The 13,274-nt window shown below is 48.3% G+C and carries 10 protein-coding genes; all 10 read left to right on the forward strand.

What is annotated here, in order from left to right; all coding sequences use genetic code 11:
* Positions 1–89: 89 nt before the first annotated feature.
* Positions 90–2,888, forward strand: a complete 2,799-nt coding sequence (locus MKX59_RS10830; protein WP_023989312.1) for a calcium-translocating P-type ATPase, SERCA-type — start codon at positions 90–92, stop codon at positions 2,886–2,888.
* 109 nt (positions 2,889–2,997) lie between these two features.
* Positions 2,998–3,831, forward strand: coding sequence for a diaminopimelate epimerase (gene dapF / locus MKX59_RS10835; protein WP_076264816.1), 834 nt, complete (start codon positions 2,998–3,000; stop codon positions 3,829–3,831).
* A 207-nt stretch (positions 3,832–4,038) separates the two neighbouring features.
* Positions 4,039–5,064, forward strand: a complete 1,026-nt coding sequence (locus MKX59_RS10840) for a hypothetical protein (RefSeq protein ID WP_023989310.1) — start codon at positions 4,039–4,041, stop codon at positions 5,062–5,064.
* 155 nt (positions 5,065–5,219) lie between these two features.
* Positions 5,220–7,106 carry a bifunctional homocysteine S-methyltransferase/methylenetetrahydrofolate reductase gene (locus MKX59_RS10845; protein WP_028540559.1) on the forward strand — a complete coding sequence of 629 codons (1,887 nt, stop codon included), beginning with the start codon at positions 5,220–5,222 and terminating at the stop codon, positions 7,104–7,106.
* A 35-nt stretch (positions 7,107–7,141) separates the two neighbouring features.
* Positions 7,142–8,029, forward strand: a complete 888-nt coding sequence (locus tag MKX59_RS10850) for a YicC/YloC family endoribonuclease (protein WP_013310895.1) — start codon at positions 7,142–7,144, stop codon at positions 8,027–8,029.
* A gap of 56 nt (positions 8,030–8,085) precedes the next feature.
* Entirely contained in the window at positions 8,086–8,346 is a 261-nt protein-coding gene (gene remA, locus MKX59_RS10855) for an extracellular matrix/biofilm regulator RemA (RefSeq protein ID WP_005548256.1), read from the forward strand.
* A gap of 14 nt (positions 8,347–8,360) precedes the next feature.
* Positions 8,361–8,933, forward strand: a complete 573-nt coding sequence (gmk, locus tag MKX59_RS10860; RefSeq protein WP_013310894.1) for a guanylate kinase — start codon at positions 8,361–8,363, stop codon at positions 8,931–8,933.
* A 122-nt stretch (positions 8,934–9,055) separates the two neighbouring features.
* Positions 9,056–9,259, forward strand: a complete 204-nt coding sequence (rpoZ, locus tag MKX59_RS10865) for a DNA-directed RNA polymerase subunit omega (protein WP_013310893.1) — start codon at positions 9,056–9,058, stop codon at positions 9,257–9,259.
* Positions 9,260–9,349: 90 nt separating this feature from the next.
* Entirely contained in the window at positions 9,350–10,654 is a 1,305-nt protein-coding gene (gene coaBC / locus MKX59_RS10870) for a bifunctional phosphopantothenoylcysteine decarboxylase/phosphopantothenate--cysteine ligase CoaBC (protein WP_023989307.1), read from the forward strand.
* A complete protein-coding gene (gene priA / locus MKX59_RS10875; RefSeq protein ID WP_028540561.1) occupies positions 10,654–13,230 on the forward strand; it encodes a primosomal protein N' in 2,577 nt (858 codons plus the stop codon). Before coaBC ends, priA begins: the two co-directional genes overlap by 1 nt.
* Positions 13,231–13,274: the final 44 nt, after the last annotated feature.

Consider the following 13,274-nt stretch of genomic DNA (forward strand, 5'->3'; position numbering starts at 1 on the left):
CAATCGCGGCACAAAAATATAATAACGGGCAGCCATCCTACGCACAACCGACGGAAACGGACTATCTGACCGGGAGGGAATTGGGGAGAATGGAACAAGCACACTGGCACCAATTAAGCAATGAACAGCTTTCAACAAGTCTGGAAGTCGACCCGAAGCAGGGTCTTTCGGAGGAACAGCTTGCGGAACGAAGAGAAAGGTCAGGATGGAATGAGCTGAGTGAGGGGAAGCGAGTTTCGGCAATCTTGCTGCTGCTCAACCAGTTCAAGGATTTTATGATGCTCGTATTGATGGGAGCGACCCTGATATCCGGCCTGCTTGGCGAATATTTGGACGCGATTACCATTATTGCTATTGTTGTACTGAATGGAATTCTCGGCTTTGTACAGGAATTCAGAGCTGAGCGTTCATTGCGAGCTTTGAGACAACTGTCGGCTCCAACCGCCAAAGTGTTGCGGGGCGGCAAACGAATTCAAGTTCCGGCCAGAGAGCTGGTTCCGGGTGATATTGTGCTGCTGGAAAGTGGTGATCGCATTCCCGCAGATGTAAGGTGGTTGAGTACGAACGGCTGTGATGTAGAGGAGTCTGCCCTGACGGGGGAATCAGTTCCGGTGAGTAAGCATTCCCGTCCTATTCATGCCGCCGAAGTACCACTCGGGGATCAAAAAAACATCGGTTTTATGGGCACGATGATGACCAGAGGAACCGCACAAGGAATGGTTATACGTACAGGTATGAGTACCGAAATGGGTAAGATCGCAGACTTGATTGAAAATACGGAGTCGCAGGAGACACCGTTGCAGCACAGATTGGAGCAATTGGGCAAAATTTTGATTATCGTAGCGTTGGCGCTAACGGTGCTCGTTGTCGTAGCAGGCATTTTACATGGACAGCCAGCCATGAGCATGTTCTTGGCCGGAGTGAGCTTGGCTGTGGCGGCTATACCGGAAGGATTGCCGGCTATTGTGACGATTGCGCTCGCATTGGGTGTGCAGCGTATGATTAAACGAAAGGCGATTGTGCGTAAGCTGCCTTCTGTTGAAACGCTCGGCTGTGCATCTATCATTTGTTCCGACAAAACGGGCACCCTGACCCAAAATAAAATGACAGTCACCAAGCTATGGCTGGACGGTCGCTTCTGGGGAGTTACGGGAGAGGGCTACGACCCACACGGGCATATTATGGATAGAGACCTTCCTGCTGATCTTAAAAACGGACAATCTCTGCGTAGACTGCTACAAGCCAGTGTACTTTGCAACAATGCTGAAATTGTTCAAGCTGATACAGAGGAGTTGCGTTCGAAAAAGAAGACCAAAGAGCCGACGCCGTCCGCCGTTTGGGAGCTGAAGGGTGACCCGACGGAAGGAGCACTGGTCACGTTAGCTGCCAAGGGCGGAGTCACGCGACAAGGGCTATATGAGCTGTACACAAGGGAGCGAGAATTCCCTTTTGACTCGGATCGGAAGCGAATGTCGGTACTCGTACGCCACCAGGGAGGACACATCGTCTTTGCCAAAGGTGCGCCGGATGTGCTGCTGGGTCAGTGCTCCTACATTTTATGGGAAGGAAATGTCGTTCCGTTAACGGGCACGCTGCGCCAAAAGGTACTGGCAGCTAACGAAGGAATGGCCTCAGAGGCGCTGCGTGTACTTGGTGTCGCTTACCGTGATATCCGCTCGCATGAGCGTGTCTCCACGGTTGAGGAGGCTGAAGCACAGCTGATCTTTATCGGGCTGACAGGCATGATTGATCCGCCACGTCGCGAGGTTCGCGAAGCCATTGGCAAGTGCCGTCGTGCTGGCATTCGCACTGTGATGATTACTGGAGATCACGGTACAACTGCAGAGGCCATTGCACAGCAGCTGGGCATTCTTCAGCGCGGCTCCCATGTGTTGACAGGACAGGAGTTGTCTGTGATGGATGATGCGGCGCTGGACAAAGCCGTTGATACCGTCTCTGTGTATGCACGGGTTTCGCCGGAGCACAAGCTACGGATCGTCAAGTCACTTCAAAGACGCGGACATGTCGTAGCCATGACCGGTGATGGCGTCAATGACGCTCCGGCGATAAAGGCGTCGGACATCGGTATTGCGATGGGCATTACCGGGACGGACGTGACCAAAGAAGCGGCTGCGCTTGTACTGAGTGATGATAATTTCTCAACGATTGTAGCCGCAATTGAGGAAGGACGGAATATTTACGAGAATATCCGTAAATTTATCCGTTATCTACTCGCCTCCAATGTTGGTGAGATTTTGACGATGTTCTTTGCCATGATGGCCGGGCTGCCATTACCTTTGTTACCGATCCAGATTTTATGGGTGAATCTGGTGACAGATGGCCTACCAGCGATGGCTCTGGGGGTGGACCAGCCAGAAAAGGATCTCATGGAGCACAAACCTCGTGGCGCAAAGGAAAATATTTTTGCTCGTCGACTGGGCTGGAAAATCATTAGTCGTGGCTTGTTGATTGGTTTATGTACGCTAGCGGCCTTCTGGCTGACATTACGTATTGCACCGGATGACGCAGGACAATTGATCAAAGCACAGTCCGTTGCCTTTGCTACGCTAGTTCTGGCACAGTTAATTCATGTATTTGATTGCCGTAGTTCCCGTTCTATTTTCCATCGTAATCCGTTTCAAAATAGTTATCTCGTGCTTGCCGTGCTTTCTTCCGTAGTGTTAATGCTGGTGGTTATGTACGTGCCTATGCTGCAACCTATTTTCAAAACGGTACCGCTCGGTTTGCGTGAGTGGGCGCTATCCATTGTGGCAGCCGGGATTCCCACGTTTCTGATGGGAGCGGGAAGTGTATGGGGCGGTCGACGCAACCGTCGTCGCGGCGGAAATACACACTTTTCAGCGGGACGTACGAAGTTTTCAGCCTAGAAATCAGGTCATGTATACCGCATCGCTTTCCCACTATTGCCCTGTATGATATCATGGGATCAAAGCTTCATGAGGAACATGATATCAGCAGCAACGGCGGAGGTAAGCTATGGAATTCACAAAAATGAACGGTCTAGGTAATGATTTTATCGTTTGGTTTGGGCATCAGGATTTGCCGTCTGACGCCTCGGAATTAGCTGTTCGGCTATGTGATCGACATTTTGGTGTTGGTGCCGATGGGTTGGTATATATATTGCCGTCAGAAAAAGCGGATTTCTGCATGCGTATCATTAACTCGGACGGCTCGGAGGCCGAGCAATGCGGTAATGCTATCCGTTGTGCTGCTAAATACGTATATGACCGTAAGCACATCAACCGTGAACAGATCACGATCGAGACACTGGGTGCAGGGGTACAGCAGGTCGAACTAACTGTAGAGAACGGACTTGTTCGTATGGTGAAGGTGGATATGGGAGAGCCGATTCTTGAGGGTTTGAAGATTCCAACTACACTGGATCTGTCTAGCGTAATTAATGAGCCCATTGAAGCTGGCGGAAGTGGTTTTCGTTTTACGGCTGTATCTATGGGGAATCCGCACTGTGTCATTTATGTGGAGGATGCGCCAAGCTTTGATCTGGAAGCCTGGGGGCCGAAGCTGGAATGCCATCTGCTGTTCCCTAAAAAGACAAATGTTGAGTTCGCCACGGTACGTAGCCGGAAGCATATAGATATGAGAGTATGGGAGAGGGGAGCCGGACCAACGCTAGCTTGTGGAACCGGAGCCTGTGCTACACTTGTTGCTTCTGTACTAAACGGGTACAGCGACCGCCACGCCATTGTAAGCCTGAAGGGCGGCGATCTGGATATCGAATGGAGCGAGGACGATAATCACATATATATGACGGGCCCGGCTGAGATCGTGTACGAAGGTCGTCTGTTCTAAATCATGTGAACTTTAAAAATAGCGTGCAACTGGGCTATGAATCGTATAGAAGTGAGTGAAAAGAGGACCTTAGTAGGTCTTCTTTTTTTGGACTTACATGCCACTGTATACAAGGAATACGATGAACAAAGCAACATTCTGTCTTTTTTTGGCGCCTGAACGATGTATAATATAGAAAATGAGAAAACAATAAGGAGGCCGTTCATAGTGCGGAAATTTCGTTGGATTTCAGCAGTTGCAGTCCTCATATTTGTAGCCACCGCGCTTCCGGTTCAGGCGGCGACCATCCCTGCTGGCGCGGAAACGACGGACAAGCAGGTTGGCTCGCTAACTCCGACAGTGGTAAGCCGTTTAGAAAAAGCGGTGCAAGAACTCATCGGTTCAAAGACAGCATTTCAATTTGACGATGTGACAGATATGGGGAAAACTTGGATTGTAGAAGGCGAACTGGAAGATGGAACTGCTACGTTGCAGACAGAATATAATAAAGAAAAAAACAGAGTGGATTCTACAACCATACGATATAAAATAAGCAGCTTAGGAAAGGCGATGAACGCGCCACTCAAGACGAAAGTGCTAAACAGCGCCAAAGCGTTTGACAGCAAGCGTCCTTTGCAATTTGAAGCATTCTGGCGGGTCAAATCCCCTTATCAGTCCAACAAGCCTTCAAATTACTGGGTATTTTGGGGCGCAGGAGAACAAGCTTCCTCGTTGTATGTGGATGTGGATCGAGGTAACGCTATTACCATCAACGCGGACTATGCGCTGAAGCAGGTGGACCCTTTGTTACTGAACCGTGCAATGAACACATTTAAGCGTGTGAGTGGACAGCGAATCAAGGTACAGCACGCTTCACGGTACAAGGACGAGACGAAGGGACTTTCATATTGGTCGTTCGAGGATGCAAACGAGGCGAGTGAGGTCAAAATTAGCGCGGTAACCGGTAAAGTGCTGGCCGTATCCACCTATGGGGTGGACTGGAATGATGACGCAGATTTCAAAAAAACATTTGCAAGCCCGAAATATACTGCCTCAGAAGCTTTGAAGCTAGTCAAGCCCAAGGCTCAAATGTTGTTTAATATCAATTTGTCGGGCTATAAAGTGAAAGTTCAAGGGAATCAATATACGTTCTCGAAGCAGCAAAAGGGAACGGATTCTATTGTGGCTAAAGTGAATAAAAAAGGGACTTTTTACGCTTACTCTCTTCATTCTTCTGATGGGAAAATGCCATGAAAATGTATTAGGAAATAGAAAAGATAAATCAAGTCGTTTCACTCCTGATATCATTTTGTCGGGGAGTGGGGCGGCTTTTTTTGTTTTTGGCTTATGTTTATAGTCTCTTTATGTTACATTAGTATGAAAATAAAGAGCGGGGTGGAGCAGAGGACATGAAACCGGATTTGCGTACTGTGCTGAATCGTGAAATTATTGTCGGAGACGGCGCAATGGGGACTTTTTTATATCAGCTAGGATTTCCAGTAAATACGTCTTTCGAAGAACTGAACATCACTTCGCCTGACGTTATATCAGACGTACATGGTCAATATTTAAGTGCAGGAGCTCGATTGCTGGAGACTAATACATTTTCTGCAAATGATTATAAGTTAGCCCGGTTTGGACTGGAATCTAAGGTAGAAGAGATCAATCGTGCCGGTGTGAGAATTGCCAGAGCTGCGGCCGGACCTGAACATTATGTGGTAGGTGCGGTGGGTTCCATATGTGGGGGCAAACGGCTTAACATATCCAAGCTGGAGCTGGCAAGAAACTATGAGCAGCAAATTGATGCCCTTCTCTCCGAAGGAGTCGACGGCATTCTGTGCGAAACGTTTTATTCACTGGATGAAATACGCATTGCGCTTCACAGTGTACGTAAATACAGTGACATTCCGGTAATTTGTCAGTTTGCAGTTGATCAGGTTGGTCGCACCCAGGATGGTTTTTTAGTTGCGGAAGCTTTTTCGGTGCTGCGTAATGAGGGGGCAGACATCCTTGGATTTAACTGTCACTCGGGTCCGCAGGGAATTATGAGTGTAATGGAGCAGCTGGATGGCCCTTTGTCTGTACCGCTGTCCGTATATCCGAATGCGGGACTAGCAGATTATGTGGACGGTCACTATGTATACGGTGCATCACCTGAATATTTTGGAGAATGTGCCAAGTCCTTTGTAGACCTGGGGACGAGGCTGCTCGGTGGTTGCTGCGGAACTACACCGGACCATATTGCAGCTATCTCAAAAGCTTTGAACCGTTTGCAACCGCCTCCGCTGGCTTCAAAAGAAGCTCTGTCGAAAGAGTCCTTTCAAGTGGCGGAGCAGATTGCAGATGAAGGGGAACGAGGAAATGGCAGACATACCAGCGAGCCCAACATTGTGGATCTGGTTAAGGAACGACATACGGTCATTGTAGAACTGGATCCTCCGCGCGATCTGGACATTACGAGGTTTATGCAAGGTGCTCATGCGTTGAAGAAAGCCGGGGCCGACGCACTTACACTGGCTGACAACTCGCTTGCAGTTACTCGTATGAGCAACATGGCGCTTGGACATTTGGTCAGTATTGAAACAGGTTTGCGCCCATTAATTCATATAGCATGTCGTGATCGCAATCTGATTGGTACTCAATCCCACATGATGGGTTTTGACGCGCTCGGTATTGACCATGTACTGGCGGTTACTGGCGATCCGGCGCGGTTCGGTGATTTGCCAGGCGCCAGTTCGGTGTATGATATGACCTCTTTTGAAATCATACGCATGATCAAGCAATTAAATGATGGTGTTGCATTTTCCGGTAAGCCACTGAAGCAGAAGGCTAATTTTGTGGTAGGTGCCGCATTTAATCCTAACGTCAAGCATTTGGGTAAAGCCGTGCAGCGATTAGAGAAGAAAATTGCCTCCGGAGCTGATTATGTTATGACTCAGCCCGTTTACGACCACGAGCTCATTGCAGCCATCGCGGAAGCGACACGACATTTGGAAGTACCGATTTTTATCGGTATTATGCCGCTGGCTAGTGGGCGCAATGCAGAATACTTGCACAATGAAGTGCCAGGCATTCAGTTATCCGATGAGGTACGTGCACGTATGTCTGGTCTTGAGGGTCCGGAAGGACGAGCAATGGGCGTGTCTATTGCCAAGGAGTTACTCGATACGGCAATGGAACATTTTAATGGTATCTATTTTATGACTCCATTTATGTTCTATGAAATGACAGCTGAATTGACTTCTTACGTATGGCAAAAATCAGGCCGCGTACAGGCCCCCTTGTTTCGACTATAATAATCAATTACAATAGTATAATGGATGTGATGCCGATGTCATTGAGTATGACCGGATACGGTCAAGCCATCCTTCATTATGAGGGCTATAAAGTGCGCTTGGAATTGAAATCGGTGAATCACCGCTATTGCGAAGTGATGATGAGAATTCCGCGCGAATGGACTCGTTACGAAGATGGCTTGAGAAGAACGGTTCAACAGCAGATTAAACGCGGTCGTATCGATGTCTTCATCCACAGAGAACGTGATGAAGAACAGATGCCCGCCGCGCGGTTGAATGACACTGTGGTGCAGGCTTACCTGCATGCAGCGGAGCAGCTGGCGGATCGTTATGGAGTGAAAGGAACGTTAGGGATAAGCGATATTCTTGCTTTGCCTGACGTTCTGGGTGAGCCTGGAGAGGCTTGCCATGGAGACGAAGAGGACTGGGAAGAGCAACTACAGCGAGCTTTGAATGAAGCTTTGCAAGGTTTACTGGAGATGAGAAGGCGAGAAGGCGGGCATTTGGCGCAAGATGTGGAATCCCGTATTTTACGGCTGGAATCCCTGCATCATGAAATGACGGTGCTGGCTCCTCATGTTGTGAGCGACTACCGTAACAGGCTGAAACACAGGCTTAAAGAGCTTCAGGACGGTTCATTTACGCTTGATGAACATAAGTTCGGAATGGAGATTGCGTTATTCGCGGATCGCAGCAATATTGATGAGGAACTTACCCGGCTTCAAAGTCACTTTGGACAGTGCAAGGGATTGCTGCTGTCAGACGAGCCGGCCGGTCGCAAATTAGATTTTTTAATCCAGGAAATGAACAGGGAAGTCAACACGATCGGCTCCAAGGCTAATCATCTCACATTGGTTAATTTGGTCGTTGAGATGAAAGCAGAGCTCGAGAAAATTCGTGAGCAGGCTGCAAATATTGAGTAGCTACCTGGTAGCGGCACGGCTGCAAGAGTCACATGTATAGGGGGAAAGACCTGAATATGGCAATCAAATTGATCAATATTGGTTTCGGCAATATCGTGTCGGCCAACCGAATTATCTCCATCGTCAGTCCGGAGTCTGCTCCGATCAAGCGGATTATACAGGAAGCCAGGGACCGTCATATGCTAATTGATGCTACCTATGGCCGCCGGACGCGGGCTGTTATTATTACAGACAGTGATCATGTAATCCTGTCTGCGGTGCAGCCGGAGACGGTCGCTCATCGCCTATCCACTAAAGATGATGACAATGACGAATAAAAATGGAGTGTACTATGGCTAAGGGATTATTATTTGTAATATCCGGACCTTCGGGTGTCGGTAAAGGGACGGTAGGCAACGCATTGCGTGATAAGCTACCAGAGATAACATACTCCGTTTCTGCTACAACTCGAACACCTCGTTCAGGCGAACAGGATGGAGTGACCTATTTTTTTAAAACGCGTGAAGAATTTTTGGGTATGATTGAACGAGATGAAATGCTGGAGTATGCTGAGTATGTAGGGAACTATTATGGTACTCCACGTGATTTTGTAGATCAGACGCTTGCGCAGGGAAAAGATATTTTTCTGGAGATTGAAGTTCAGGGAGCGCTAAAGGTTAAAGAAAAATTTCCAGAAGGCATATTCATTTTTCTGCTTCCGCCTTCGCTAGACGAATTAAAGGATAGAATCCGGGGACGGGGCACAGAAACTCAAGCGACCATAGACCACCGTATGTCGGTAGCTGTGGATGAAATGAATTTGTTGCGTCACTATGATTATGCGGTCGTCAATGATGAGATTGATTTCGCTTGTAAACGAATAGAATCCATTATTATCGCCGAACATTGTAAGGTTCATCCTTAAACGAGGGCTTTACATATGCCAAGCGTACCTAAAGAGAAATAATACTGTATAAGCTGAGCTTGAAGGTGTACACTGGAGTTCAGCTTATACAGTCCCAAAACTACATGAAGAGGTGTCTATTCGTGCTGTATCCTTCCATTGATGAAATGATGAAAAAGGCAGATAGTAAGTATTCGTTGGTTGTAGCGGCTTCACGTCGTGCCAGACAGTTGCGCGAGGGTGAAAAGACGACTCTCAAGAATCCTAAATCCCACAAACAGGTTGGAGTGGCGTTGGAAGAGATTTACGCGGATCATCTGCGTCTTGAAAGCGGCGAAGACGAGTAAGAATTATACACAACTATTATAACCGGGCGCAATGCCAATTCCTTTGACAACCGCAAGGTTGTTATTTTTTTAGGTCAGGGGGAGTTAACGATGTTGAAGGGAAAAGTTATTATTCTTGGTATAACTGGCGGAATTGCTGCTTACAAAGGGGCTGCGCTGTGCAGTAGGTTGACGCAAAAGGGAGCCGAGGTTCATGTGATTATGACGGCCTCTGCCAAGGAGTTTATTACCGAACTTACGTTGCAGTCGCTCTCTCGTAATCCGGTGTACAGTGACACATTTGATGAAAGAGAGCCGTCAGTCGTATCCCATATTCATCTGGCGGATGCGGCTGATTTGGTGCTTGTTGCTCCTGCAACTGCGAATATTATCGGGAAAATGGCGCATGGTCTTGCTGATGATATGCTGTCTACAACGCTGCTGGCTACAACAGCGCCTATTATGGTGGCCCCTGCGATGAACGTACATATGTACACTCATCCGGCAGTCATGCAAAATATGGAGACGCTTGTATCACGTGGCGTGAAGATGATTGAGCCTGGTGAAGGATTACTGGCTTGCGGTTACGTTGGCAAAGGACGTTTGGAAGAGCCGGACACAATTGTGCAAACCATAGAGCGCTTTTTTGATCAGCAAGCTCAGGAACAAAAAACCAACATCAAGTCTGAACCACGATGGTTTGGTGGCGAATCTATGGAGGCTCAAGTGCCTGAGTCACTTGTGAATGAGAATGAATCGGTGCTTTCAGGCAAAAAAGTCATTGTAACGGCTGGAGGCACGATAGAGCGAATTGATCCAGTGCGTTATATCACAAATGATTCATCTGGCAAAATGGGCTTTGCCATTGCAAAAGTGGCTCAGGAGATGGGTGCAGAGGTGCACTTGATTGCTGCCAATACCAGCGCGGAACCGCCTGCTGGTATTATGCTTGAAAGAGTCCAGTCAGCTGAAGACATGTACGCCGCTGTATTAAAGCAATGGGAAACGAGCGATATGGTCGTTATGGCTGCTGCAGTTGCAGATTATCGACCACGTGAGATTGCACAGACCAAGATCAAGAAAAAAGATAGTGTATTTACGCTAGAGCTAGTGAAGAACGTCGATATTCTAGAATCACTCGGACAGAGTAAGAAACATCAATTTTTAATTGGCTTTGCAGCTGAAACCGAACATTTGGAGACGTATGCGATAGATAAATTAGAACGTAAAAATTGTGATTTGATCGCGGCAAACGATGTAACTGTGAATGGTGCTGGTTTTGGCGTCGATACGAATGCTGTTCAAATTTATGACCGAAGCGGGATCGTAGAGCGTATTCCTGTACAGTCAAAGGAAGAAGTTGCGCGTAAGTTGCTTACTATAGCCGCGGGACGCATGGGTGGGGTGCTGCATTAATGGAGACGGGCAATTTAGTTGCCAAGGTCATTGTCGATGTACCTGCCAAGGATACGGACCGCACCTTCGATTATCTGATACCAGACTCAATGAGACCTTGGATTGAGCCGGGTAGCCGGGTAGCTGTGCCATTTGGCAAACGGACGGTGCAGGCTTTTGTCATCTCGGTAGTCCCAGCTGATGATCCACCGAAATACAGGATGAGAGCGATCCAGGAGTTACTGGATTTGGTACCACCCTTATCTGCCGACCTAGTCGAACTGGGCAAATGGATGAGCGAACGTTATGCTTGTAATCAAATTATGGCACTGCAAGTGATGATTCCTACCGCGCTCAAGGGCAAAGCAGAACGTTATATCTCAATTGCCGAACAGCATGAGTTAACGCATCCACAGCGTACTATACAACCGAATCAGGGCGATGAACTCGAATGGGCACTTCTGACCGACGATGGTATGAGTGATCCGACGGAGCGTCGGATTGTTAGCTTCATTCAGGAGAAGGAGCAAGTCCCATTGCAGCAACTCAGTCGACGTTTCCCTGAGGAAGCAGAGGTTATTAAATCACTGTTACGCCGGGGTGTGCTTCAGGAAAGTCAAGTTATTAAAGACAAACTCGGCAAAAAGACCATGAAATCCGTTGATCTGGCTATCGGCATAGACGAGGCATCAACGGCGCTGGAGCAATTTTCTGCCAAAGCGCAGCGTCAGCGGGAGGTACTTGCTTTTTTGCTGGAACGTAGCGAGTTTCTGCCTCTGTCGCTGAAGGAGGTCATGACCTCACTGAGTGTATCGGCAGCAACGGTTAAGGCGCTGGAAGATAAGGGCTACGTGTTGCTGGAGGATGTCGAAGTGTTCCGCGACCCATACCGGGGCAGACACTTCAAGCCTACAGAGCCACTCCCTCTCACGGCAGAGCAGCAATCGGTATATGAACGGATTATTCGCCAGCTGGACACGCGTGAGCAGGGAGCTTATTTGTTGCATGGAGTCACAGGGAGCGGTAAGACGGAAATCTATCTACAGACGATTCAGCGTTGTATTGAGCAGAATCGTCAGGCCATTGTACTGGTACCTGAAATATCGTTAACCCCACAAATGGTAGAACGTTTTAAAGGCCGCTTTGGCGATCAGGTAGCAGTGATGCACAGTAGGTTGTCCGGGGGGGAACGGTACGATGAGTGGCGCAAAATACGCGAAGGCCGTGTGAAAGTGGCGATTGGTGCTCGCTCGGCAGTATTTGCGCCTTTTCGTGAGTTAGGTCTTATTATTATGGATGAGGAGCACGAAACGTCCTACAAGCAGGAAGAGACACCTAAATACCATGCGCGTGATGTTGCCATTCGCAGAGCCCATCAGCATGGGGCTGTCGTTATTCTCGGCTCGGCAACACCGTCGCTGGAAAGCTACTATGCGGCTCGCTCACAAAGCAACGACGAGTTTGCGCCGTTGCTGCTTGAAATGCCAACTCGCGCATTGGGGAACACGTTACCCGAAGTACATATCATGGATATGCGTGAGGAACTGCGTGCTGGCAACCGCTCTATGTTCAGCCGTGCGTTGCATAATGGAATTGCAGAGCGGTTAGAGCGTAAGGAGCAGACGGTACTACTGTTGAATCGGCGTGGGCACTCCACGTTCGTCATGTGCCGTAGCTGTGGCTATGTCGCGGGTTGTCCGCATTGTGATATTTCCCTTACGTATCATCAGCGGTCGAACAATTTACGTTGCCATTACTGTGGTTATTCCGAGCCCGTGCCTCAGACTTGCCCTGAGTGCGGTAGTGAGCATATTCGTTATTTCGGTACAGGTACCCAGCGAGTGGAAGAAGAGCTGGCGAAGCTATTCCCCGGTATACGTGTTGTTCGAATGGATGTTGATACAACGACAGAAAAAAATGCCCACGAAAAGCTTCTCAAGCAATTTCGTGATAAAAAAGCGGACGTGCTGCTCGGTACTCAAATGGTTGCCAAAGGCCTGGACTTTCCCGATGTGACACTGGTTGGTGTCATTACTGCGGATTCGGCTCTCAATTTACCGGATTTTCGGGCTGCGGAAAAGACATTTCAGCTGTTAACACAAGTAGCTGGACGGGCTGGGAGACATCAATTGCCGGGGGAAGTATTCGTACAATCCTATACTCCAGAGCATTATTCGGTGATTCACGCAAGTCGCCATGATTATGCTTCTTTTGTGAGGGAAGAATTGAAACACCGCCGCAATTTGCACTATCCACCATATTGTCGTCTTATTTTGGTGACCTTTTCTCATGAACAACTCCCGGTGCTGGTCCGATTGGCTGAGAATTATTCAGCAACACTACAGGGACGGGCCAGACAACGGGGCTGGTTCGGGAATATGGATCGTCTTACATCGGATGTACTCGACATTTTGGGGCCAGTAGCTTCACCCATTTCGAGAATCAAGAATAGATACCGATTTCAATGTATGATAAAATGGCGTGGAAATATCGATGCGATTAGTTTGGCTCAGCAAGTAGCTGATGAAATGGCCGAATCCGCACAGGCACAAAAGTTGCTGATTAGTCTGGATGTTGATCCGCAAATGCTTATGTAGAGTGTTGCCACAAAAGTTATTATCACAATTAATGCGGACAAGCC

Source organism: Paenibacillus sp. FSL R7-0340 (genome assembly GCF_038002205.1).
GTDB classification, from domain to species: domain Bacteria; phylum Bacillota; class Bacilli; order Paenibacillales; family Paenibacillaceae; genus Paenibacillus; species Paenibacillus polymyxa_B.